Annotated in this window: 22 protein-coding genes; 15 read left to right on the top strand and 7 right to left on the bottom strand. The window is 34.0% G+C overall.

The window, feature by feature from the left end:
* From H611_RS0110235 to H611_RS0110245, 3 genes are all read right to left on the bottom strand, one after another.
* The gene (locus tag H611_RS0110235; protein WP_027138285.1) at nt 1–4,317 is read right to left on the bottom strand and encodes a CusA/CzcA family heavy metal efflux RND transporter; all 4,317 of its coding nucleotides are present in this window, start codon (nt 4,315–4,317) and stop codon (nt 1–3) included.
* A gap of 80 nt (nt 4,318–4,397) precedes the next feature.
* Nucleotides 4,398–4,700 (bottom strand): hypothetical protein, encoded by a 303-nt coding sequence (locus H611_RS0110240; protein WP_245574790.1) that lies wholly within the window; start codon nt 4,698–4,700, stop codon nt 4,398–4,400.
* A gap of 139 nt (nt 4,701–4,839) precedes the next feature.
* Nucleotides 4,840–8,262, bottom strand: coding sequence for a hypothetical protein (locus H611_RS0110245; RefSeq protein ID WP_027138287.1), 3,423 nt, complete (start codon nt 8,260–8,262; stop codon nt 4,840–4,842).
* 171 nt (nt 8,263–8,433) lie between these two features.
* On the opposite strand from H611_RS0110245, the gene H611_RS0110250 reads away from it, so the two are divergent.
* The 3 genes from H611_RS0110250 to H611_RS0110260 all read left to right on the top strand — a co-directional run bounded on the left by H611_RS0110250 (nt 8,434) and on the right by H611_RS0110260 (nt 11,346).
* Entirely contained in the window at nt 8,434–9,195 is a 762-nt protein-coding gene (locus H611_RS0110250; protein WP_027138288.1) for an exodeoxyribonuclease III, read from the top strand.
* A 32-nt stretch (nt 9,196–9,227) separates the two neighbouring features.
* The gene (locus H611_RS0110255) at nt 9,228–10,190 is read left to right on the top strand and encodes an OmpA family protein (RefSeq protein ID WP_027138289.1); all 963 of its coding nucleotides are present in this window, start codon (nt 9,228–9,230) and stop codon (nt 10,188–10,190) included.
* Nucleotides 10,191–10,314: 124 nt separating this feature from the next.
* Entirely contained in the window at nt 10,315–11,346 is a 1,032-nt protein-coding gene (locus tag H611_RS0110260; protein ID WP_027138290.1) for an aldo/keto reductase, read from the top strand.
* Nucleotides 11,347–11,442: 96 nt separating this feature from the next.
* On the opposite strand, the gene H611_RS0110265 is transcribed toward H611_RS0110260, so the two are convergent.
* Both H611_RS0110265 and H611_RS0110270 read right to left on the bottom strand, forming a co-directional pair.
* On the bottom strand, nt 11,443–12,990 hold the full coding sequence (locus tag H611_RS0110265) for an Rne/Rng family ribonuclease (RefSeq protein ID WP_027138291.1): 1,548 nt from the start codon (nt 12,988–12,990) through the stop codon (nt 11,443–11,445).
* A gap of 340 nt (nt 12,991–13,330) precedes the next feature.
* Entirely contained in the window at nt 13,331–13,621 is a 291-nt protein-coding gene (locus H611_RS0110270) for an HU family DNA-binding protein (protein ID WP_027138292.1), read from the bottom strand.
* Nucleotides 13,622–13,756: 135 nt separating this feature from the next.
* Between H611_RS0110270 and mutY the strand changes: the two genes are divergently transcribed.
* The 4 genes from mutY (at nt 13,757) to gldD (ending at nt 17,306) form a co-directional block, all read left to right on the top strand.
* On the top strand, nt 13,757–14,797 hold the full coding sequence (gene mutY, locus H611_RS0110275) for an A/G-specific adenine glycosylase (protein WP_027138293.1): 1,041 nt from the start codon (nt 13,757–13,759) through the stop codon (nt 14,795–14,797).
* A gap of 114 nt (nt 14,798–14,911) precedes the next feature.
* Nucleotides 14,912–15,370: a single-stranded DNA-binding protein gene (locus H611_RS0110280; RefSeq protein WP_027138294.1), complete on the top strand. Its 459-nt coding sequence runs from the start codon at nt 14,912–14,914 to the stop codon at nt 15,368–15,370.
* Between the two features lie 48 nt (nt 15,371–15,418).
* Nucleotides 15,419–16,735 (top strand): gliding motility-associated protein GldE, encoded by a 1,317-nt coding sequence (locus tag H611_RS0110285; RefSeq protein WP_027138295.1) that lies wholly within the window; start codon nt 15,419–15,421, stop codon nt 16,733–16,735.
* Entirely contained in the window at nt 16,722–17,306 is a 585-nt protein-coding gene (gldD, locus tag H611_RS0110290) for a gliding motility lipoprotein GldD (RefSeq protein WP_027138296.1), read from the top strand. Before H611_RS0110285 ends, gldD begins: the two co-directional genes overlap by 14 nt.
* Before the next feature lie 50 nt (nt 17,307–17,356).
* On the opposite strand, the gene H611_RS0110295 is transcribed toward gldD, so the two are convergent.
* Entirely contained in the window at nt 17,357–17,860 is a 504-nt protein-coding gene (locus tag H611_RS0110295) for a heavy-metal-associated domain-containing protein (protein WP_027138297.1), read from the bottom strand.
* Nucleotides 17,861–18,031: 171 nt separating this feature from the next.
* Between H611_RS0110295 and H611_RS0110300 the strand changes: the two genes are divergently transcribed.
* The 4 genes from H611_RS0110300 (at nt 18,032) to H611_RS0110315 (ending at nt 19,821) form a co-directional block, all read left to right on the top strand.
* Nucleotides 18,032–18,460, top strand: coding sequence for a DUF4199 domain-containing protein (locus tag H611_RS0110300; protein ID WP_027138298.1), 429 nt, complete (start codon nt 18,032–18,034; stop codon nt 18,458–18,460).
* A 99-nt stretch (nt 18,461–18,559) separates the two neighbouring features.
* Complete coding sequence (gene rplU / locus H611_RS0110305; protein WP_027138299.1) at nt 18,560–19,060, top strand: 50S ribosomal protein L21; 501 nt, start codon at nt 18,560–18,562, stop codon at nt 19,058–19,060.
* Between the two features lie 25 nt (nt 19,061–19,085).
* Entirely contained in the window at nt 19,086–19,346 is a 261-nt protein-coding gene (rpmA, locus tag H611_RS0110310; protein WP_027138300.1) for a 50S ribosomal protein L27, read from the top strand.
* 202 nt (nt 19,347–19,548) lie between these two features.
* Nucleotides 19,549–19,821: a hypothetical protein gene (locus H611_RS0110315; RefSeq protein ID WP_027138301.1), complete on the top strand. Its 273-nt coding sequence runs from the start codon at nt 19,549–19,551 to the stop codon at nt 19,819–19,821.
* Nucleotides 19,822–19,939: 118 nt separating this feature from the next.
* Here the strand turns inward: H611_RS0110315 and ahcY are convergent, their stop codons facing one another.
* Entirely contained in the window at nt 19,940–21,256 is a 1,317-nt protein-coding gene (ahcY, locus tag H611_RS0110320) for an adenosylhomocysteinase (protein ID WP_027138302.1), read from the bottom strand.
* 132 nt (nt 21,257–21,388) lie between these two features.
* Here ahcY and H611_RS0110325 point away from each other — a divergent pair, with 132 nt between their 5' ends.
* The 4 genes from H611_RS0110325 to H611_RS14990 all read left to right on the top strand — a co-directional run bounded on the left by H611_RS0110325 (nt 21,389) and on the right by H611_RS14990 (nt 23,873).
* A complete protein-coding gene (locus tag H611_RS0110325; RefSeq protein WP_027138303.1) occupies nt 21,389–22,015 on the top strand; it encodes a 4'-phosphopantetheinyl transferase family protein in 627 nt (208 codons plus the stop codon).
* A complete protein-coding gene (locus tag H611_RS0110330) occupies nt 22,016–22,756 on the top strand; it encodes a phosphoglycerol geranylgeranyltransferase (protein WP_027138304.1) in 741 nt (246 codons plus the stop codon).
* A gap of 23 nt (nt 22,757–22,779) precedes the next feature.
* Complete coding sequence (gene pnuC, locus H611_RS0110335; RefSeq protein WP_027138305.1) at nt 22,780–23,412, top strand: nicotinamide riboside transporter PnuC; 633 nt, start codon at nt 22,780–22,782, stop codon at nt 23,410–23,412.
* Between the two features lie 155 nt (nt 23,413–23,567).
* On the top strand, nt 23,568–23,873 hold the full coding sequence (locus H611_RS14990) for an ATP-binding protein (protein ID WP_316928852.1): 306 nt from the start codon (nt 23,568–23,570) through the stop codon (nt 23,871–23,873).
* Nucleotides 23,874–23,902 lie beyond the last annotated feature (29 nt).

The following is a 23,902-nucleotide window of genomic DNA, read 5'->3' on the forward strand; positions in this document are numbered from 1 at the left end:
TTATAGAATTAAGAAGTTTATTTCGATAATGGTTTGATTATATTGATTGAGATTTTTTAGGTAAGTCAGTTCAATTTCCGTTGCGGTTTCAATACTTTGTATGTACTGAAAGAAATCTATCTCTCCTTCCTTAAATGTTCGATTTGCCGTATTTAAAATTTCTCTTGATAATCTTTCACCTTGGGTTTCATAATACTTAATAGCTTCATTGTATTGTTGGAGCTTTGCCAATAGGCTATTGTATTTGGCTTTAAGGTTGACTTGATACTCTTGTTTTTCAGTATTCATAGCTTCTATTGCTATTTTTGAAGCTTTTATTTTAGATGCGTTGCCACTAAATAAAAGTGGGATTTTAATGCCAAATTGATAACCTTTTATATTTCTGTTTAAGTCACTATTAGTTCCTTGGAAATATTCAACATTTAAATCGGGTAGTAGGCTTTGTTTCTCTTTCTGGTTGAGGGCCTCATAGTATAATGAAGAATTATCGAAAAATAACATCCCCACATTGTCTTCAAGAGTTATAGACTCTAATTCTAATTTCTCTAACTGGTCTTGAATAATTATAACACTGTCAACTTGAATGAGTCTTTTTAAAGTTTCCTGAGCTAAAACAACATCTTGTTGAGATTGTCTATAAACAGTTTCTAATTGCTTTTGCTTGGATTGTGCACTTATCATTTCCAGATAATTAGTTTCACCTAATTCGAAACGTCGTTCAGATGCTTTTACAAAATGCGTGTATAAGCTATCAAGAAACTTATAGGTTTTGGTCTTGTTTTTAAAATAGCTTAAATTGGAATATGCCAAATGCACGTCTCGTTTTAAAGTTTCAGCCTTAATTTGGTATTTAGATTCTTGTAAATGGTATTTGGCTTTATTGACTTTTTTATCTGCAAAATAGAGCGTGGGAAATTTAAAATCCTGTGATACGCCAAACACTTTTAAAGGTCTATTGTTCACAGCAAGATTATTTTCATCATAGCTGTAATACACCGAAGTTTTATTAAAGTCGAAAGCACTGCCAATTAAAGATTTAGATTCTTCAGATTTTAATATTGAAGCATTTAAACTTGCATTATTTTCTATGGCTAAATTCACAGCGTCCTCTAGACTTAAAGGCTTACCTTGGGCATTAATATGTGTTGAAAATATAACAAGTATAATCGTTATTATGGTTTTTTTAGGATTCATTTTAAATTTAGGTTTTTCTTCGAACCAAGCATATAACACAGGTAACACCACAAGTGTTAATAAAGTAGCTGTTACCAATCCGCCAATTACTACGGTTGCTAAGGGACGTTGTACTTCAGCACCAGCATTGGTGGATATTGCCATAGGCAGGAATCCCAATGCGGCGGCAGAAGCTGTTAGTAAAACTGGTCTGAGACGCTCGGTTGTTCCTTTTTTTATTCTTGTTTCTATATCTATTATACCCTGTTCTTTTAACTCTTTAAAGTGTTCGATAAGTACAATACCATTAAGTACCGCTATCCCGAATAAGGCAATAAAACCTACCCCTGCTGATATGCTAAAAGGCATATCTCTAATCCAAAGGAGAAAAATGCCTCCTACCGCAGATAATGGGATGGCCGAATATACCATGGCAGCTTCCTTCATAGAGCCGAAGGCAAAGTAGAGGAGTATGAAAATAAGTATTAAAGCTACTGGAACCGCCAGAAGTAACCTGGATTTTGCACTTTGTAAATTTTGAAATTGTCCGCCGTATGAAATACTATAGCCTGGCGGTAATGTTAGTTTACTTTCTATAATAGCGCGAACATCATCAACAACCGATTGCAGGTCACGATTTCTAACATTAATCCCAACTACAATTCGGCGTTTCGTGTCATCTCTAGAAATCTGTGCAGGACCTTTCGAGTATTTAATCTCAGCTAATTCACTTAAAGGAATTTTTGCTCCATTAGGAGTGTCGATAAATAAGTTTTTTAAATTTTCGATGTTCTTCCTGTGAGCCTCATCTAATCGAACCGTTAAGTCGAAGCGTTTTTCACCTTCAAAAACACTTCCTAAAGTTTTACCCGCAAATCCCATAGAAATGACATCGTTAATATCTGAAATGTTTAATCCATAACGCGCAATTTTACTGCGATTATAGGTAACACTCATTTGCGGAAGACCTTCAACTTTTTCAACAATAATATCGGATGCGCCTTCCACTTCTAAAATTAATGATTTTATTTCATTAGCCTTATTGGCAAGTATTGATAAGTCTTCACCAAAAACTTTAATAGCTACATCCGCTCTTACTCCTGTAATGAGTTCGTTAAAACGCATTTCTATAGGTTGGGTAAATTCTACATCCATACCAGGAATTACTGCTAGGGCCTCTTTAAATTTGTCGGCCAGCTCATCTTTGGTTTCGGTCGAAGTCCATGTGTCTTTAGGTTTTAATTTTATAATGACATCACTCTGTTCCATGCTCATTGGATCTGTGGGGACTTCGGCAGCACCAATACGACTCACTACTTGATCTACTTCAGGGAAGTTGTCTAATAAGATTTGTTCAATCTTTGTAGTGATTTCAATGGTTTTTCCAAGTGAGGTTCCCGTTTTTAAAACAGGTTGTATTACAAAATCACCCTCATCTAAGGTAGGAACAAATTCACCTCCCATGCGACTAAAAATAAATATACTTAACACCAATAAAATACCAGCCAGACTTACTACCGTAGATTTGTTTAAAAGAGCCCAATGAATGGTTGGTTTATAATAGTGGTTTAAACGTTTCATTAGTACTACTGAAATGTTTTTATCACTTAGTTTGCTAGGTTTTAAAAATATGGAAGCGATAACAGGTACATAGGTTAAACAGAAAATCATAGCGCCAATAAGGGCAAAACTGAATGTTAAAGCCATTGGTTTAAACATTTTACCCTCAACACCGCTGAGCGATAAGATGGGGATAAATACAATAAGAATGATAAGTTGTCCAAATATGGCTGAGTTCATCATTTTTGATGAACTTTGCAGGGTAATTTCATCTATAACGGCTTGTTTTTCTTGTAAATGAAGGTCGCCTATTTTTGCACTTTTAGCTGTAATTTGAAAAGCAATAAATTCAACAATAATAACGGCTCCGTCAATGATAATACCGAAATCGATGGCGCCTAAACTCATTAAGTTGGCATCAATTCCAAAGATGTTCATGAGTGCAATTGCAAATAGAAGGCATAAAGGGATAACGGAGGCTACAACCAATCCAGAACGTAAATTACCCAAAAGTAATACGACCACAAATATCACAATTAGCGACCCCAAAATGAGGTTTTCACTCACTGTGAAAGTGGTTTTGCCTATAAGCTCACTGCGTTCTAAAAATCCATTAATGAAAACGCCTTCAGGTAAGGTGCTTTCTATGCTAGAAATACGTTCTTTAACCGCATCGATAACCTGCTTCGAGTTACCGTCCTTGAGCATCATAACCTGACCTAATACTTTTTCGCCTTCACCATTGCCTGTAATGGCTCCAAAACGTGTGGCTTTTCCAAATCCTACTTTGGCAACATCTTTTATGTAAATGGGAATACCTTCATTTTTAACAACAATATTTTCTATATCCTTTAGGCTTCCAATAAGTCCTTCGCCACGTATAAAAAAGGCTTTGTTAGTTTTTTCAATATATCCACCTCCGGCGATGCTGTTGTTTTTTTCTAAAGCTTCAAAAATTTCCATGTATTGGATGTTCATCGCTTTTAGCTTTTCTGGGTTTATGGCTATTTCATATTGTTTTAAATAGCCTCCCCAAGTATTAACTTCCACTACCCCGGGAATACCAGAGAGCTGACGTTTTACGATCCAGTCTTGTATGGTACGTAATTCGGTAGTTGAATAGCGGTTTTTATATTCGGGTTTTACATCTAAAATATATTGATAAATTTCGCCAAGCCCAGTTGTTATTGGGCCCATTTCGGGAGTGCCGAAGCCTTTAGGTATTATTTCTTCTGCCGATTTTATTTTTTCGGCTATTAACTGACGTGGTAAATAGGTTCCCATTTTATCTTCAAAAACGATGGTAACGACCGATAGGCCAAATTTTGAGACTGATCGGATTTCTTCCACGCCAGGTAAATTGGCCATTTCCAGTTCTACAGGGTAGGTAATAAACTGTTCGACATCCTGAGTAGATAAATTTCGAGAAGTGGTTATTACTTGTACCTGATTGTTAGTAATGTCTGGAACGGCACCAATAGGTATTTGGGTTAAGGAGTAGATTCCGAAACCTATGATAAATATTGTAAATAGTATAATGATTAGCTTATTTTTTAAGCTAAATTTTATAATCTTTTCTAGCATGATTCATAACTATGAAATTAATAATGGCTATTCAAAAATCACATGAATTGAATAGTTAAGTAATTAAAAATGAAATAGAATTATGCAAATTTGGGAGGTTGAAAAACAGATGGTTTTTCAAATAGGGAAATCGATTCTTTATAGAAGAAATTAAGTGGGATTTCAGTAAACGATTGACAATTTAAAGGCGATGTGAGTGTTGAAGTTAAAATAAATACAGCATTAACTTGGCAGAGCATATGGTGGTGCTCTTTAAACGGCAATTTTTTATGCTCATCATGATTTTCACCATGTGATAGGGTTTGATCTCCGTAGTGTTCAGATATAAATTCAAGAAAACTATCACCATACATTTCTTTATGATAATTAGCATGTTCGAGCAAAACACTGAGCTTTGAAAAATCCTCAATGTTTATATTAATACTCTGTAGAAGTATCAAAAATGTGTATGTAACAACCACTAACTTGCTCATCTTAATAACAATATTACAAAAAATCTGTAACCGAAATATTAATTAAATCTTAAAAATAGGCTTTTAACTGTACGGTTCCTGTGTGAATAGCATTACTTGTTGGGGTCTTTCTTCCAAAATAACTCAAGTTTAAATCAAGAAATTTAGTGAGTTTTTTTTGCGCTAATAAACTCCAGGTAAAGTTTTTTCCAGGCTGTAACCCTTCTAATATTTGATAAGCTACCGGCGTGTTCGGGTTGCCTTTATAGCTATTCGAGAAATAATTAAACTCTCCTATAACGGAACTTTTTACTGTGCTGGAAAAAGTGAATGACGCCCCATACTTTTCTTGATTTAAGGTTTCTAAATCGCCAATGGTATTTTCTTTGGTAGCATATTGATAAAATATATCAAATCGAGAGCTGTCGCTGAACAAATAAGAAAGTTTCGGACTTAACTGCATTTCATCTAAATCGTAATTTTTATTGCTGAAGTTTTCGTTATTACTCGCATTTGCTTCAAAATTAGACTGTAAAGTTATTAGCCAGCTTTCTACTATTTTATGGTTGAAATCGAGCTGATGACTCTGTAAACTATTTTCGATATAACCGATAGAAAGTACATTTTTGCTTTTATTAGAAAGATAAGTATAGGAGGTAGTGTAGTGTTGTTTACCACGATTTAAAAACAACACATTTCTGAAATTTAACTGAAGCCCTAGCAAATCGTTGCCATTACTGTTAAACGGATTTAAATTAAAATTATCGCCTTCACGTTTTAGTTTTCTATTGACTAAATAACTGGTTTGATTATAAAAATGGGACCAGAATCGTTCCAGTTTATTATCGCTTACCGACCATTGCGACGGATTTATAGTTACAGTTTGACTTAGTCTGTTTTGGTGGGTTTTTATGTAAATACGATTGGGTAATAACACACGAATATATTTGCCTTGATCTTGAAATTGTGCCAGTTCGAATTCGTCTAGTTCTTGAATACCATTATTGTTATAATCAATCCATGTATAGGTACCCTGTCCTGGTTCAACTTCAACATAAGTAAAATCCTGCTGAGGTAAGGTTCCTGAATTGGTTTCAAAAAGGGTATTCCATAAGATGACGTTCTTAAATAATTTTTGATTGAACAGTACACGAGAGTTTATAGATTGCTCGTCTTTAATATTATCGTCAACATTTTTTAAAACACGATAATTGGCATATAGTGATAAGTTGGTTTGTTTATTTTTAATCAGTTTCGTGTCTAAATAATAGGTGTTTGATGTGTTTACTTTCTGTAAACGGTTGTTTCTTATACTATCATTTATTCGGTTCTTATACCCAATTACAGTAAATATTTTCGTGCTGTCACCAATACCAGTAAAAACTTCAAAAGATTTAAATTTCTGACTTAGCGGAGTAAGGGAGTCGGTTGCAATATCGCGCTGCTCGTTATCTTCTAAGGCAATTTTTGTGCCGAGCCAGGCTTTATTAAAACTATAGCTTAGGTGGTTGTAGCTTCTGGAAAATTTTGAGTTATTTAGGGTGGAATTGGCATTTAAAAAGCTAGAGTAGGACTGAATATTGAATCGATTTAAATTAAAATTAATATTGGTAATATGGCGGTTACCCTTAAAATTGTTAGAATACCCTAAATGCTCAAATTCGTATGTGGTTTGTCCTTTTTCGGGATGATATAACTTAATACCTGTTCGCATTAGAGTTTGGTTTCCGGAAATTTTTGTAGTACTTGTTCCGTCTAGGTTCCCCAGATTCCAGTCACGATTAAATTCGGCATTATACAGCTGCTCAATGGTTTTAAAATTCTTCTGAATATGATCGGCATTTCCAAAAACTTCTAAGCTCCATAAGCTATCTGTTTTAATAATGTTTTGGTTAATGTTAAGTTTCCCTGCAAAGCCATCGTTATTCTCGTTATCTAAATTTGAAAAGAGATTCAAATCATTTTTGCTTCCTGCAACTTCGAAATCAATATTTGTTTTTTCACTAGGTGCATAACGCCCATTTATAACTGCCATTTGTAGTTTTGTAGGTGCGATTAGTTGAATTATTGGTGCATAATTTCCCTGATTCGGTCCAGCATATTCGTAAATATTACTTACGGCATTGATACTGCTTAAGATATAATCGCCATTACCATTTCCTACTTGTGAGAAAGTTACGCGATATAACTGATCGTCCGGATTGTTAGAAAATACAAAGGCTTCGACACCGTTAATTAGTTCTTTTTTATATAAAATTCTATTTTCATTTAAACTTTCTTTAACAGCCGAAGGAGCTACCATCAGGCTACGGTTGTCTCCAGCATTGGCTAAAATTTCAATTTGTTCTTCCGATAGGTTTTGCTGAAGGGGTTGGTTTTTAGAGTCATTTTCAGAATAAACCGAGACCCCCAGACTAAATTTTTTAGATTCCATACGTCCACCCCCATAAGCTACTAGCCTGGAATAGTTGCGATCACTGTATTGATAATCAACAGTAATCCGCATTTCTGATGTTATTGGAAAGGTGGGGTTAAATATAATTTCGCCAGCATTATAATCTATAATGTAGTCTTTGTTTTCCCCACGCTGTAATGGCACGCCATTTACGTAAACGGTTTCACTACCAGAAACGATAAGCACAAACAATTCGCCGTTGGGCCCTTGTAATTTATAGGGGCCTTGGTTGCCTTCTAACGCGGTAAACTGACTTCGTGTAAACTGACCTCTTACTAAGGCGCCTGCAGCAAATAGGTGTGTTTCTTTGTTGTTGTCATCTAGGTGCATATTAAGTGATAAACCCTGAACACGTTTAGAGAAATTTGCAAAATAAGAATTGTTGTTAATAAGGTCGATGTCTCCTGCTCGAACATGCCATTTTTCACTGTATAAATCAATAAATACCTGGTCAAACTCATCCAGCCGTTGACTATATCCGCTTTCCTGAAGTGGAATATTTGCATCTTGAATAGAAGCCCTAAGAGAAACTTTATCGTTAAGTTTACCTGTTATTTGAAGGTCTAATTCACTGTTTAAAACGGAATTTTGGTTGTTTCCAATAGTGACTCCACGCGAGATACTTCCGCTCGTGGTTAATCCGTCAAAAGGTATAAAGGTTTTGTTGGTGTTAGGTTGTGTAAGTTGATATAATTTTTGTTGATTGTTGTTATTTTTAACAATAATACTCTCATCTAATTGTTTGTAAGTTTTGGTTAAAAATTCGGGAAATTTCAAGTAGTTTATAACAATGCTATCAGTATCGATTGTTCTTTTTAGTCTTAGTATCGCTTTAGAGAAATCTACAAAATAATAGCTGGAATCTAATATAACCCCATTGTTAATCGAAATTGAAAAGTAATTAGGGTTAATACTAACTCTATCTATAACAATACTGTCATTAAGAGCAACTTTTTTAGTTCTATAGTTGGATATCGGATTTTGTGCGAAACCACTAAAACCAATAAATAGTATTATAAGATAGGCTATAAACTTCATTTGGTATTTTAAACTACAAATCGCACAAATTATTTCATTGGGTCTTTTCGTTAAATGCGTTGTTAAATAATGGTGTAAAAGTAAGTCATTATTTATTTTAGCTAAAAATAAGTAGATATTGTAAACATATCACCCAAGTAATATTAATTTTGAAATTAAAAATCAATATAGATGAAGATTATATCTTATAATGTAAATGGCGTCCGAGCAGCAATTAATAAAGGTTTTATGGATTGGTTACAAAGCGCCAGCCCTGATGTTATTTGTTTGCAGGAAATAAAAGCGTTAAAGGAACAGTTAGATTTGGAAGCTTTTGAAGCAGCAGGTTATAAGTATAATTATTGGTTTAGTGCTCAAAAGAAAGGGTATAGTGGCGTAGCTATTTTATGTAAAAAAGAACCCAAGCATGTCGAGTATGGCACGGGAATTGATTCAATGGACTTCGAAGGAAGAAATTTAAGAGTCGATTACGATGGTCTTTCTATAATGAGTTTGTATTTACCTTCCGGGACTAACGATGCTCGTTTAGATCATAAATTGGAGTATATGGATATGTTTCAAGACTATGTAAATAAACTTAGAGAAACTGTGCCTAATTTGGTTATTTGTGGCGATTATAATATTTGTCACGAGGAAATAGATATTCATAATCCAAAAATGAAAGGGGTGTCAGGGTTTTTACCTGTAGAGCGTGAATGGATAGGGAGGTTTATAGATAGTGGGTTTATCGATTCCTTTAGATATATTCATCCGGAATTACAGCAATATAGCTGGTGGAGTTATCGTGCAAATGCTAGAGCTAATAACAAAGGTTGGCGTTTAGATTATGCTATGGTTGCTAAGCCATTGCAAGAAAAGATAAAGCGAGCCGTTATATTATCGGAAGCAGTACATAGCGATCATTGTCCGATTTTAGTTGAGATTGAGAATTAACCAAAATAAACCTAACCTAAGAAAAGAAAAAAATGATAAAAAAAATTTCATTGGCTGTACTGACGCTGGGAATTTTAGCCTCATGTGTGTCCCCAAAGGTCTACAAAGAATTAGAATCAAAGTACAATAATTTAAAAAAGGAAAATAGAAAATTAGCCGACGATAACGAAATTTTACTGGCAGGCAAAACTAATGCTGAGAATGAGTTGAAAAAGCTCAAGGAAGCCTATGATTCAGCAGTTGAAGAACGCGATCATTTAAAAAATGAATATGATGCAACCAGAGCGAACTTAGATAATTTAAAAGCTTCGTATGCTGCTTTAGAGAAAAACAGTTCGGCAGCAATAGCAGCAAATTCTAAAAAGAATCGTGAGTTATTAGCACAGTTGGAAGCTAAAGAACAAGCGTTAAATGCAGAAAGTGAGAGACTGGAAAAACTGAAAAGAGAATTAGAGCAGCGTTCTAATCGTGTGGCAGAACTAGAAAAAGTGATTGCCGATAAGGATATGGCTATGCGTAAGCTTAAAAATGCGATTTCACGTGCTTTAACCGATTTTGAAGGCAAAGGTTTAACGGTCGAACAACGCAATGGAAAAGTTTATGTTTCTATGGAAAATAAATTGTTATTCGAATCAGGAAGCTGGGCTGTTGGTGGAGAAGGACGACGTGCTGTTCAACAACTAGGAGCAGTTCTGGGAGAAAATCCTGATGTTGCTGTATTGATTGAGGGGCATACAGATAATGTGCCTTATCAAGGACATGGTGTATTGAGTGATAACTGGGATTTATCTACTAAACGTGCAACGGCCATTGTTAATATATTAAGAGAAAATGCATCGATTAATCCAGAAAATTTAACAGCGGCAGGTCGTGGTGAGTATGCTCCAATTGCATCGAATGATACCCCTGATGGCCGGGCAACCAACCGAAGAATAGAAGTAATCTTAACACCAAAATTAGATGAACTAACCGAGCTGTTAAATGAGAATGAGTAGCTTTTCAGTAAATAAATAATAATAATATAATATTAAGGCCTTTCAGTTTCCCCCAGAACTGGAAGGTTTTTATCTTTATGACTGTTTTAATTAAAACCTAAAAATAAAAGCGATAATAATAATTATGAAGTATACTTTACTACCAAACACCGATATAGAAGTTAGTAAAATTTGTTTAGGTACCATGACATGGGGAAATCAAAACACTGAATCCGAAGGGCATGCCCAGTTGGATTATGCCTTAGAGCAAGGGATTAATTTTATAGATACAGCCGAATTGTATCCAGTACCTGCTACAGCTGAAACCAGTGGAAGAACTAGTGAAATTGTAGGGACCTGGTTGAAAAAAAGCGGAAATAGAAACAAAGTTATTTTAGCTTCCAAAATTGCCGGTCCAGGAGATTATACTGCGCATATTAGAACAACAGGCTTTAGTCCTAGTGCTATTGAAGAAGCAGTAAATAAAGAGCTTAAGCGTTTACAGACAGATTATATTGATCTTTATCAATTGCACTGGCCGGAACGAGACACAAACAGGTTTGGTGTTCGAGATTTTAAATTAGATACACAATGGACCGACAATATTAATGAGGTTTTACAAGGCTTGGATGCTCAAATAAAGGCCGGTAAAATAAGACATGTAGGGTTATCGAATGAAAATTCATGGGGAACGATGCGTTATTTGCAGGAATCAGAAAGCAATGATTTGCCAAGAATGAAAACCATTCAAAATGCCTACTCCTTGATTAATCGCGTTTTTGAAGGTGATTTGGCCGAAATTTCTTTGCGTGAGAATATCGGATTGTTAGCCTATTCACCAATGGCATTTGGTGTACTTTCAGGTAAATATGTTAAAGGTACAGCTGCCGACAATGCAAGACTTAAGTTGTTTCCGAGATTTGCCAGATATAGTAGTGAGCAGTGTACGGAAGCTACTAAACGTTACTTAAAAATAGCTGAAGAGAATAATTTAACTTTGGCTCAGATGAGTTTAGCCTTTGTTAATCAACAAACCTTTGTTACGAGTAATATTATTGGAGCTACGAATCTTGACCAGCTTAAAGAAAATATAGGTTCTATAGATACAAATTTAAGTGAAGAGATTATAGAGCAAATTAATGAAGTACATGCTGCTATGCCGAATCCGGCAACCTAATTTTGTTTGTACCCAGTGCTTTATACAAGCTTAAGATTTAAATGAATTTTGAAATATAAAAAAACCCGCGAACTAATTAAGTTGCGGGTTTTTTAATTATTTTAATTGTTTACCATCTTTGTCGAAAAAGTGGTATTCAAGGTATGTGTAAGCATCTCTTGGTAATATTTTAACCCATTTTTTGTGTTCTAAAAACCATTTAGAACGAATAGATGGAAAACCTTTTGTTAAAAAGGCTGCTATAAAAGGATGTGTGTTTAAGGTCACCTTTTTATAGTCTTTTTTGAATAGTTTTTCAAGATCGTGATTAATTTTTTGTATCAACCCAATTGGTGCTTCTACTTCAGAATTATTCATTACCGCATCGGGGTTTTCCTCACGAGTTTTAATGTTCATTTCTGGGCGAACACGCTGTCTTGTAATCTGTATCAATCCGAATTTACTTGGAGGCAAAATTTTGTGTTTTGCACGATCATCTTTCATTTCATCACGAAAGTGATTGAACAGTTTCTGCCTGTTTTCAGCATTGGTCATATCTATAAAATCGACTACAATAATGCCTCCCATATCACGTAAACGTAACTGTCGGGCTATTTCGGTAGCGGCAATTAAATTAACTTCTAATGCTGTATCTTCTTGATTGTTGGCCTTGTTAGAGCGGTTACCACTGTTTACATCAATGACATGAAGGGCTTCGGTGTGTTCTATAACTAAATAGGCACCTTTCGCCATGGAAACTGTTTTACCAAACGAGGTTTTAATTTGTCTTTCAATACCAAATTTTTCGAAAATTGGCACATTCGACTGATACAATTTAACTATTGATTCTTTTTTGGGTGCAATTTCTTGCACGTAATCTTTAATTTGAAAATAAAGCTCTTCATCATCTACATGAATACTTGTAAAGGTATCGTTGAATATGTCTCGTAATATCGACGAGGCTTTATTCATTTCACCTAATACTTTACTCGGATGATGCGCTTTATGTAGCTTTTTACACATTGCTGTCCAACGACTAAGCAAATTTTGTAAATCTTTATCTAGTTCAGCTACTTTTTTGCCTTGTGCTACGGTGCGTACAATAATACCAAACCCTGGAGGAGTAATACTTTTAACCAATCGTTTTAGACGGTCTTTTTCATCTTTGTCTTCTATCTTTTGAGAAATAGAAATTCGACTCGAAAAAGGCACTAAAACAATATATCTTCCGGCAATAGAAAGCTCTGAGCTTATTCTAGGACCTTTGGTTGATATGGGTTCTTTAACTATTTGTACCAATAGCGACTGATTTGATTTTAAGACATCGGTAATTTTACCGTCTTTATCAATATCTTTTTCAAATGGGAAATTTTTTAAAGAGAAATCCTTTAGTTTACCTGTGCTTACACTTTTTGTGAATTTTAAAAGGGAAGGAAGTTTAGGCCCTAAATCGTGGTAATGTAAGAAGGCATCTTTTTCGTAGCCCACGTTAACAAATGCCGCGTTTAGTCCTGGAACAGCTTTTCTTATTTTGGCTATAAACACATCGCCAACAGAAAAGTTGTTACCACCTTCATCTTTTTGTAATTCAATTAGTTTTCCATCTTTTAATAAGGCAAAATCAACATCGTCAGAACTAGATCGAATGATCAATTCTTTATCCATTTTGTTAATTTTTATCCATACAATTAAGTATAGATGGATTAATAAATTGTTTTATCCAACTATAAGATTATAGCTGGATTTCACAGGATTTTTTAAATCCGTGGAGTTCATAAAAGCACCGTAAGTGCCTAAAACATTGATGAACTCATTTCAAAGAACGTTTGTTTTTTAAAAACCAAAAAAAGTAGCTGTTAACTACTTTTTTGGATTATTTTTTCTTTTTGTGACGATTAGCGCGTCTACGTTTCTTACGCTTGTGCGTAGCAACCTTATGTCTCTTACGTTTTTTACCACTTGGCATAAATAGTGTGTTTTAAATTAATAATTCTTTTTAAATATTTTACTTTACTTCTACATTTGTTTTAACGCCTTCAACGAAAACTTTTGCAGGCTTGAATGCAGGAATATTATGAGATGGTATTTTAATAGTGGTATTCTTAGAGATGTTTCTACCTGTTTTTTCAGCTCTTGTTTTAATAATGAAGCTACCGAAACCTCTTAGGTAAACATTGTCACCGCTCTCTAAAGATGATTTTACCTCTTCCATAAATGTTTCAACAGTTGCTTGAACATCACCTTTTTCAATTCCTAATTTCTCAGAAATTTTTGCTACTATATCAGCCTTCGTCATTTTAATTTTTTTTTTAGGTTACTATAAATTTAAAGGGATGCAAATATAGGAATTTAAAATTCAATATTTCAAACCTAATTCATTAAAATTTAAGATTATAAACGTTTATTTTTGTTGGCTTTATTTCTTAAACGAATGATATTTTATAAAACATTAAGTAATTGGTATTCAGATAATAAGCGTGATTTGCCTTGGCGAAGAACTGTCGATCCATATAAAATTTGGTTGTCGGAAATAATTTTGCAGCAAACACAAGTGAAGCAAGGATTACCATATTACATGGCATTTTTAGACAAGTTTCCTACAGTTTCTCATCTTGCAGAGGCTGACGAAAGTGAGGTGCTAAAACTGTGGCAGGGACTAGGGTATTATTCCAGAGCGAGAAATTTACATGCCAGTGCCAAGTATATAGCTTTTGAGTTAGGTGGTAAATTTCCTGATAATTATAATTCTCTTTTAAAATTAAAAGGCGTTGGTGATTATACGGCTAGTGCCATAGCTTCTATCTGTTTTAATGAAGTGACTGCTGTGGTCGATGGTAATGTATATCGTGTTCTTGCTCGTTATTTTAATATTGATACCCCTATTAATTCGTCTAAAGGAGCTAAAGAGTTTAAATTATTGGCTCAGGAACTTATAGATAAAAAGGATCCAGCAAATTTTAATCAGGCCATTATGGAGTTTGGCGCTACTCAATGTAAGCCTCAAAATCCAGATTGTACTTCCTGTCCTTTTCAATCTGGTTGTCTAGCGTTTAATAAAGGGATTGTAGGAGAGTTACCCGTAAAAATAAAGGCGGCAAAGGCTAAAAGGAAATATTTTAATTTTCTTGTTGTCATATCTAACAATGGACAAACAGTTCTTGAAAAAAGAGAAGGTAAAGGTATCTGGGAAAATTTGTATCAGTTTCCTTTAATAGAATCGAAAACAGATTTGGCTTATGAAGATTTAAACATTCAGGTAGAGGCCCATCCCGTCTTAAAACATAAATCGTTTGAATTGTCCTTATATAATAAGGATTGCATTATACATAAATTGTCCCATCAGCATTTACATACAAGATTTTGGATTGCAAAGTTGGACGATGTTATAGATAATGGTGTTTCAATTAGTAAGATAAATGATTATGCGGTGCCTGTATTAATTGGTAATTTCATAGAAACGTTCAATTTTTAATGAACTCAATAATTAGCAATCATAATTTTTTTATTAATTTTAAAAAAAAGGAATTCAACTTTAATAATTGAGAAGCAAATGAGTAATTTTGCTTCATTAAAAAACAGAAAAAATATGTCAGGAACCTTAAATAAAGTAATGTTAATTGGGCATTTAGGCGATGAGGTAAAGATGCACTACTTTGAAGGTGGCGGTTGCGTTGGTCGTTTTCCGTTGGCAACAAACGAAACCTATACAAATAAGCAAACAAACGAACGGGTTACCAATACCGAATGGCATAACATAGTAGTTCGAAATAAAGGTGCCGAAATTTGCGAGAAATACTTAAGTAAAGGAGATAAGGTGTATATTGAAGGTCGATTAAAAACTAGAAAATGGCAGGACGAAAGTGGAAATGAACGCTATTCGACCGAAGTTCAGTGTACCGATTTCACTTTTTTAACTACTAAAAAAGAAAGTGAAGGCAATGCTAGTGCTGCGCAACAACAACCCACTGTGGCCACTAAAGTAGAAACTAAATCTGAGGCTTCTTTAGATGCTGTTGATGATGATAATGATGATCTCCCTTTTTAATAATCAATAGCTTTTAAAAGCTAGAATGTTTAACTAAATCGATAGTACTTGGATCCCGACCCCGCGAGTTTTATGAGTTTAATTTTAGCAGTTGATTATTCAATTGTTATTGGTGTTGTTCTACTATTTTTATTACTTTTTTGTTCTGCCCTGATTTCTGGGGCTGAAGTTGCTTTGTTTTCATTAAGTAGAAATGATATAGACGCTGGATTAGAGCAGAAATCTAGGCAAATTCAAATTATTTCAAAATTATTAGAAAGACCTAAAAAGCTATTAGCAACCATTTTGGTAGCGAATAATTTTATAAACATAGCAATTGTAATTCTGTTTGCTTTTTTGAGCAGTGATTTATTTACTGGAATTTCTTCACCAGTAGTGAAATTTATAATTGAAGTTGTAGTTATTACTTTCTTAATTTTATTGTTTGGTGAGATTTTACCCAAGATTTATGCTAGTAGGAATAATTTGAAGTTTGCTACTTTTATGGCTTATCCACTTCGGGTTTTAGATATTGTATTTTCGCCTTTAAGCCTGCCTATGCGTAGTGTTACGTTAACCATACATAATAAACTAGGTAAGCAAAAGTCCAATTTAAGTGTTGATCAGTTATCTCAAGCTTTGGAATTGACAAGTGAGGAAGATACCACCAAAGAAGAACATAAAATTCTTCGGGGTATTGTGTCGTTTGGGAATACCGATACTAAGCAAGTTATGAGTCCGAGGATAGATATATTCGCTATCAATATCGAACAAAAATTTCAGGAAATTATTCCTGAAATTATTAAAAATGGTTATTCACGTATTCCGGTATATCGTGATAATATTGATACTATCGAAGGTGTTCTGTATGTTAAAGATTTACTGCCATATTTAGATAGAAAACAATTTGACTGGACCACATTGATTAGAGAGCCATTTTTTGTTCCTGAGAACAAAAAGCTGGATGATTTAATGGCAGAGTTTCAGGAGAAAAAAGTGCATTTAGCCGTTGTTGTAGATGAATACGGAGGGACTTCTGGTATTATTGCTTTGGAAGATATTATCGAGGAAATTGTTGGTGATATTAGCGATGAATTTGATGATGAAGATTTGACCTATTCTAAACTCGATGAACATAATTATGTGTTCGAGGGTAAAACGGCTCTAAAGGACTTTTATAAAATTATCCGAATGGAGGATGAATCTGTTTTTGAGGATAATAAGGGTGAAGCTGAAACTATTGCTGGTTTTGTTTTAGAGATTTCAGGTAGTTTTCCAAAGTTGAATAGTAAAATAAATTTTAAAAATTTCGTTTTTAAAATTGAAGCCTTAGATAAAAAGCGTATAAAACTTATAAAATTCACCATTCTTGATGAAGCTGTATAATCTTTTTTTGTTAGCAATAGTTTTGTTTTGTTTATCCTGCGGAGAAGATTATTTGCCTAAGCCAAAAGCGTATTTACGGTTAGATTATCCGCAGGCGAGTTATGAAACATCAAATTTGGATTTGCCCTTTACTTTTGAAAAAAATCAATTAGCAAGCAATGTAAGCTCAAAAAAGCTGAAGTCAGCTACCCCGAGTTATGGCGTTAATTTAGATTATCCAGCCTTAAAAGGCACCTTGTTTTTAACCTATAAATCGGTTGAAGGTAATAAGGAGAATTTAATTAAGTATTTTAGAGATGCTCAGAAATTTACTTTGGAGCATACGGTTAAAGCCGATGAGATTCCAGTGTATCCTTTTGAAAGTAAGCAACATAAAGTATATGGTGTATTATCTGAAGTTAAAGGGGATGTTGCTTCACCCGTGCAGTTCTACGTTACGGATAGTGTTCAGCACTTTTTAACAGGCTCGTTATATTTCAGAGCAAAACCAAATTACGATTCTATATTGCCTGCTGTGAATTATATCCAGAAAGATATTAAGCACATGATGGAAACTTTACAATGGAAATAAAAAAAGCCTCTCAAAAGGAGAAGCTTTTTTTATTATTTAGCAGACAATATTTAAGCTTCTTTAGCACAGCAGGCTTTGGTGCAATCTTCAGCACAGGCCATTTTTTCTGCTTCCGTTTTATTTTTGCAACATGCTTTTTCACAATTAGCGTCGCATTGTTTTTTAGCATCGTTAGTTGAAAACGCCTCTACCGTTTTCATATTGGTTACTTTGTAAACATCGGCAACATTCGATACAGTTTCAACTAAACTTGCAGGCGTTACTTTAGCGTTATCGTACTCTACCATAGCTAATTTTTTATCAAAATCAACTACAGACGATTTTACACCCTCCATACCAGCAATTTTCTTTTCAATGGTTTTAGCGCACCCCATAGCGCAGGTCATACCTTCAATGGTAAACTCAGCTTTAGCATAAGTAGCATTGGGGTCTAAAGTTTTAATATTATCACTTTCAATAGCAATAGTTTTAACTTCTGGCACAGATTTATCTTTGCAGCTAAAAGTTAAAGTAAGTACCAAGACTAATGGAATTATGTTTTTTAAAGTCTTCATGATGTTCAATGTAATGTTTTCGCAAAAATAATAAATAATAATGGTCTATTTCAATTAAAATGAAAGCTTTAATTGTACCTGTTGTATTCTTAAATCCACAAAAAGATGATTGAAAATTATTTTTTTAGTTAATTTTTCACGAAATTTAAAAGAATAAATAAAATTATACCCATGAAAAGAATATCATTACCCATTCGGTTTGGCCTTGTTACAAGTGCGGTATTAATTGCGTATTTTTTAATATTGGCTCTTTTTCACATGAATACCAATCCGGTTTACAGCTTTTTTAATGCAGTTATCACGGCCTTTGGAATTTATGAAGCTGTACGATTAAGTAAGCTGCAAAGCCCTGATTCGTTTTCATATGGTAATGGATTTAAGACAGGGGTAATTACAGGTTTTGTAGCAGCTATTTTATTTACTTTTTTCTTCTTGTTTTATGCTACCGAAGTAAATAATAGTTTTCTTCCGGAGATGTTAGAGGTAATCCACGGTGGGTTTAATGCTGATATTGGTATGGTAACCTTTGTGGTGCTTATTATGGGGCTCGCAACAACAGTAATTGCGACTTTAACCGTTATGCAGATGTTTAAAAAATAAAAAAATCCGTATTTTAAAATATATCGTTTGTAAATTAATTAATTAGCAGTATATTTGCACTCATTTTTTGAACAAAATTAATTAATAAAACGTTACGCTATGTACGCAATTGTAGAGATAGCAGGGCAGCAATTTAAAGTTGCTAAAGACCAAAAGGTTTACGTAAACCGTTTACAAGTAGAAGAAGGAGAAGCTGTTGCTTTCGATAATGTTCTTCTTGTTGCAGATGGTGAGAATGTAACTGTTGGCGCCCCGGCTATAGATGGAGCTCAAGTAGGAGCAAAAGTCTTAAAACACCTTAAAGGTGATAAAGTTATAGTTTTCAAAAAGAAAAGACGTAAAGGTTACCGTGTGAAAAACGGTCATCGTCAAGCTTTAACTGAAATCGTAATTGAAAACATTGCTGCTTCTGGAGCTAAGAAAGCTGCACCAGCAAAAGCAGAGAAAAAAGTAGAAACTAAAACTGAAGCTCCTAAGGCTGAGGCTTCTCAAGATTTAAGCAAATTAACAGTTGCTGAATTAAAAGAGATGGCAAAAGCAAAAGGTATTGAAGGAATTTCTTCAATGAAAAAGGCTGATTTAATTGCTGCTTTAAGTTAATTTTAAAATCTAAAATCGAAATAAAATGGCACATAAAAAAGGAGTCGGAAGTTCGAAAAACGGTAGAGAATCAGAATCGAAACGCTTAGGTGTTAAGATTTTTGGTGGTCAGGCTGCATTAGCAGGTAACATTATCGTAAGACAACGCGGTAATACACATCACCCTGGTGAAAATGTATACCAAGGAAAAGATCATACTTTACATGCTCAAGTTGATGGTCTTGTAAAGTTTACTAAGAAAAAAGATAACAAATCTTACGTTTCTATCGAGCCTTTCGAAGCTTAAGAAACTATTTTCTTAATAGAATAATTTTAAAAGCTCATCCTATTTTTAGGGTGAGTTTTTGTTTTTATAATAGTTTAAGATTATTTTTTAATTTCAAATTGATTAGGCTTTTACTATAAAGGGGGTTTTATATGTTGATTTTTAATGAATTAATATGTAAATTGAAGTCATGTACTGAACAAACTTTTTAAACTTCGACATTATGCAATTCCCATTTAGATCTGAAATTAGAAATTCCCCCTGCCACCCAACGATTAAAATTTATTTAAGCGATGAATCTTTGGACGATAAAGTCAGAGATTATTTAATTCGATTTAATGAGATTGAATCTATCGAAATAAGAGAAAGTGTTGAACGTAATCGTGCCGATGAGAATATTACTATTTTCCTAAAAAATGATGTTGATATTATGAAAATGAAATCGACCATAGACTCCAGTTTATGGTGGTATTTTGAAAAGGAAGTTGTTGATTAATGTATTGTTATCCGTATTTAAATAGCGTTCTGAATTAGAATAAAAAAAGTAACCCCATGTATACGTATACATGGGGTTACTTTTTTTATTCAACTGATGATATTAAATCAATATGCTTTTAATATCGGTAATGCTCAGGTTTGAATGGGCCATCAACCGTTACACCAATATATTTTGCCTGTTCTTCTTTTAATTCTGTAAGCTCAACACCAATCTTTGCTAAGTGTAATTTTGCTACTTTCTCATCTAAATGCTTAGGTAGCATATAAACGTTGTTTTCATAAGCTTCAGAGTTGTTCCAAAGTTCAATCTGGGCCAAGGTTTGATTTGTAAATGAGTTACTCATTACAAAACTAGGGTGACCAGTAGCACAACCAAGGTTCACTAAACGCCCTTCAGCAAGAATAATGATATCATTGCCATCTATAGTATATTTATCTACTTGAGGTTTGATGGTGTTTTTAGTGTTGCCATAGTTTTCATTTAACCAAGCCATCTGAATTTCGTTATCGAAATGTCCGATGTTACAAACAATAGTTTTGTCTTTCATTGCTTTAAAGTGCTCAGCTCTAACAATGTCTTTGTTTCCGGTTGTTGTAATTACAATATCGGCATTACCTACAACAGTTTCTAATTTTTTAACTTCAAAACCATCCATGGCAGCCTGTAAAGCACAAATAGGATCTATTTCAGTAACTGTTACAATGCTTCCTGCACCTTTAAAAGAAGCTGCTGTACCTTTACCAACATCTCCATAACCACATACAACTACTCGTTTACCAGCAAGCATGACATCAGTGGCGCGACGAATGGCATCAACGGCGCTTTCTCTACATCCATATTTGTTATCAAATTTAGATTTTGTTACAGAGTCGTTCACGTTAATTGCGGGCATTGGTAAAGTACCATTTTTTACACGCTCGTAAAGTCTGTGAACGCCAGTAGTAGTTTCTTCAGATAAACCTTTAATTCCAGCAGCTAATTCAGGGTATTTATCTAATACCATATTAGTTAAGTCGCCACCGTCGTCAAGAATCATGTTTAAAGGCTTTCTATCTTCTCCAAAGAATAAAGTTTGTTCAATACACCAGTCAAATTCTTCTTCGGTCATATCTTTCCAGGCATAAACAGCAGTGCCTGCATCAGCTATAGCAGCGGCAGCTTGATCTTGAGTTGAAAAGATATTACAAGAACTCCAAGTTACTTCTGCACCTAAAGCTTGTAAAGTTTCAATTAAAACGGCTGTTTGAATGGTCATGTGTAAACATCCCGCAATTCTAGCACCTTTTAAAGGTTGAGATTCTTTGTATTCTTCACGCAGACTCATTAAACCAGGCATTTCAGCCTCAGCCAATTCTATTTCTTTACGTCCCCAAGCAGCGAGCGACATGTCTTTTACTTTGTTAGCTACGTAAGGAATTGTTTTTGTACTCATATTGATTTATCTTTTTTTTTTGTTTGAAATAAACATGCTTGTCATTAAAACTTAAATAGTTAAATTCGCTTGAATTAATGTTTACTTTGCCAACGGCGCTGCAAAGATAACTATAACTTTTAGAATATTTAAATGCCTCTCTATAAAACCATTAATCCAAATTTACAAACAACGGTAAAAATCTGGAAGATAACAGAATCCTTCGATGAATTAATAGAGCCTATTTGTTTAAAACCGGAAAGCTCTGTCCGAGTTTTGGGAATGAAAAGTGAGATACATCGGCGAGGGTTTTTAAGTGTAAGGCATTTATTAGCCGAGTTTGGGTATACCGATACGGATTTATTTTATGATGAAAACGGAAAACCCCATTTAAAGGATGGAAAACATATTTCGATAACCCATTCGTTTAATTTTTCCGCGGTTATAGTAAGTACTCAAAAGATTGGTATTGATATTGAAAAGCAACGTGATAAAATTAAGTTGATTGCGAATAAATTTATTGATTACGAGTTTAAATATTTAAATGAAAATTCCAACGATTATATCAACAAACTTACGGTTATATGGTGTGTGAAAGAATCACTTTTTAAACTTTTTGCAACACCGGGATTGAGTTTTAAAAATCATTGTTTAATGATTCCTGTTTCAGATAACGAATTGAAAACGGTGGCCTGGATAGATTACAAAGATTTTAAGGGCCGATATAATGTTGAGTTTTTAGAATTTGAAGGTTTTACTTGTGCTTATGCTATGTCTTAGATGGAAGGAGTTTATAATTGTATAATTAATGCGGTTGGAAAAGAAGAGAGGTTATTAGCAGTTTTAATAGATCCTGACAAATTTTCTTTAAGTAAAATTAAAAGATTTATTGCAAAAGTAAACGCTTCAATCGCTACTCATATTTTTGTTGGAGGCAGTACCGTAAAAGATAATGATACTCAAGTTTTAGTCGAAAACATTAAAAAGAATACCATCCTGCCAGTTGTATTATTTCCGGGAGATGTCACTCAGATTACGAGTGAAGCCGATGCTTTATTATTTTTAAGTTTAATTTCAGGGCGTAATCCTGAATATCTTATAGGTAAACATGTAGAAGCTATTTCTAAACTAAGACTAACAAAATTAGAAGTCATTCCTACAGGATATATTCTTATTGAGAATGGAAAAGAAACGGCTGTTCAGAGGGTTACAGAGACTAAGCCAATGCCTAGAGAAGGATTAAATCAGATTGTAGATACGGCTAAGGCAGGAGAGTTTCTCGGTATGAAATTAATTTACCTTGAAGCTGGTAGCGGTGCACAACATCCTGTTACCACGGAAATTATTGCTTCAGTTAAAAGGGAATTAAATATACCCTTAATTGTTGGAGGCGGTATCCGTACCAAAAAGCAATTAGATGCTACCTACAATGCAGGGGCTAATATGGTAGTAATTGGTACTGCCTTTGAAGAAAATGAATCCTTTATAGAAGCGTTTAAAAAAGACACATCACATGTGTAAGATTATTCTAAACCTCAAGCAGAATGAAAGATTTATTTGATTTTTTATTTCAACAATACTTTGAATATCAACCAACGGATATTGTTTTAGAAATTGTTGCGGTAATATTCGGTTTTTTATCCGTTTGGTATTCTAAAAAGAATAACATTCTGGTATTTCCATCAGGTATGATTAGTACTGTCATATTTGTTTACTTATTATTTAAATGGGAATTATTAGGGGACATGATGATTAATGCTTATTATTTTATAATGAGTGTGTATGGCTGGTATATTTGGACCAGAAAAGTTGATGAAACTCATGTCACACCTATTTCCACAATGACTAGGGTGGAAAAAAAACTAGGGCTTCTCATATTTTTATTAACCTTGGTATTTGTTTTTTTGGTTTATAATTTTTTTAATAAATGGGGTAGTTGGGTAGCATATATTGATACATTAACCACTGCCATATTTTTTGTTGGTATGTGGCTTATGGCCCGTCGTAAGGTTGAGAATTGGATTTTATGGATTATTGGGGATGTGATTTCAGTGCCGTTATATTTGTATAAAGGCTTTACATTTACTAGTTTGCAATACTTTGGCTTCGCTATTATTGCTATTTTTGGGTATTTGGCATGGAAGAAAAGTTTAAACAAAAATCTTCAACCTGTATAAAAGTTGTTTTATTTGGGTCTGAATCGACGGGTAAGACGACTTTGTCGAGATAATTAGCACGTTATTATGATACTTTATGGGTCCATGATTTTGCTCGTGATTATTTGCAGAATAAATGGGATAAATAACAAAAAACGTGTGAAGTAGAAGACTTATTGCCAATAGCAGTAGGTCAAATAAAATTGGAAAACGAATATGCATTGAAAGTGAATAAAGTTTTAATTTGCGATACCGATTTATTAGAAACCAGAGTATATTCGGAAACTTTTTATAATGGGTATTGCCACCCTATGCTAAAGAAATATTCTGTCGAAAATACTTTCAATTTATATTTTTTAACTAATATTGACGTCCCTTGTGAGGCCGATGACCTTAGGGATAGACCTATGCGGAGAAAGGAAATGTTTGAAGCATTTAAGTCTGCGCTCGATAATAATCAACGTCCATATGGTTTATTCTAAGGAGCTATGGAAGCACGTTTTCAAAAAGC

This window comes from Gaetbulibacter saemankumensis DSM 17032 (genome assembly GCF_000425645.1).
Taxonomy (GTDB): Bacteria; Bacteroidota; Bacteroidia; order Flavobacteriales; family Flavobacteriaceae; genus Gaetbulibacter; species Gaetbulibacter saemankumensis.

Coding starts and splice junctions, on each gene's coding strand:
- H611_RS0110315 (WP_027138301.1), top strand. CDS start 19,549: ATGCAATTCCCATTTAGATCTGAAATTAGAAATTCCCCCTGCCACCCA.
- H611_RS0110300 (WP_027138298.1), top strand. CDS start 18,032: ATGAAAAGAATATCATTACCCATTCGGTTTGGCCTTGTTACAAGTGCG.
- H611_RS0110295 (WP_027138297.1), bottom strand. CDS start 17,860: ATGAAGACTTTAAAAAACATAATTCCATTAGTCTTGGTACTTACTTTA.
- H611_RS0110245 (WP_027138287.1), bottom strand. CDS start 8,262: ATGAAGTTTATAGCCTATCTTATAATACTATTTATTGGTTTTAGTGGT.
- H611_RS0110270 (WP_027138292.1), bottom strand. CDS start 13,621: ATGACGAAGGCTGATATAGTAGCAAAAATTTCTGAGAAATTAGGAATT.
- H611_RS0110250 (WP_027138288.1), top strand. CDS start 8,434: ATGAAGATTATATCTTATAATGTAAATGGCGTCCGAGCAGCAATTAAT.
- H611_RS0110330 (WP_027138304.1), top strand. CDS start 22,016: ATGGAAGGAGTTTATAATTGTATAATTAATGCGGTTGGAAAAGAAGAG.
- H611_RS0110280 (WP_027138294.1), top strand. CDS start 14,912: ATGTCAGGAACCTTAAATAAAGTAATGTTAATTGGGCATTTAGGCGAT.
- mutY (WP_027138293.1), top strand. CDS start 13,757: ATGATATTTTATAAAACATTAAGTAATTGGTATTCAGATAATAAGCGT.
- gldD (WP_027138296.1), top strand. CDS start 16,722: ATGAAGCTGTATAATCTTTTTTTGTTAGCAATAGTTTTGTTTTGTTTA.
- rpmA (WP_027138300.1), top strand. CDS start 19,086: ATGGCACATAAAAAAGGAGTCGGAAGTTCGAAAAACGGTAGAGAATCA.
- H611_RS0110265 (WP_027138291.1), bottom strand. CDS start 12,990: ATGGATAAAGAATTGATCATTCGATCTAGTTCTGACGATGTTGATTTT.
- H611_RS0110235 (WP_027138285.1), bottom strand. CDS start 4,317: ATGCTAGAAAAGATTATAAAATTTAGCTTAAAAAATAAGCTAATCATT.
- rplU (WP_027138299.1), top strand. CDS start 18,560: ATGTACGCAATTGTAGAGATAGCAGGGCAGCAATTTAAAGTTGCTAAA.
- ahcY (WP_027138302.1), bottom strand. CDS start 21,256: ATGAGTACAAAAACAATTCCTTACGTAGCTAACAAAGTAAAAGACATG.
- H611_RS0110325 (WP_027138303.1), top strand. CDS start 21,389: ATGCCTCTCTATAAAACCATTAATCCAAATTTACAAACAACGGTAAAA.
- pnuC (WP_027138305.1), top strand. CDS start 22,780: ATGAAAGATTTATTTGATTTTTTATTTCAACAATACTTTGAATATCAA.
- H611_RS0110255 (WP_027138289.1), top strand. CDS start 9,228: ATGATAAAAAAAATTTCATTGGCTGTACTGACGCTGGGAATTTTAGCC.
- H611_RS0110260 (WP_027138290.1), top strand. CDS start 10,315: ATGAAGTATACTTTACTACCAAACACCGATATAGAAGTTAGTAAAATT.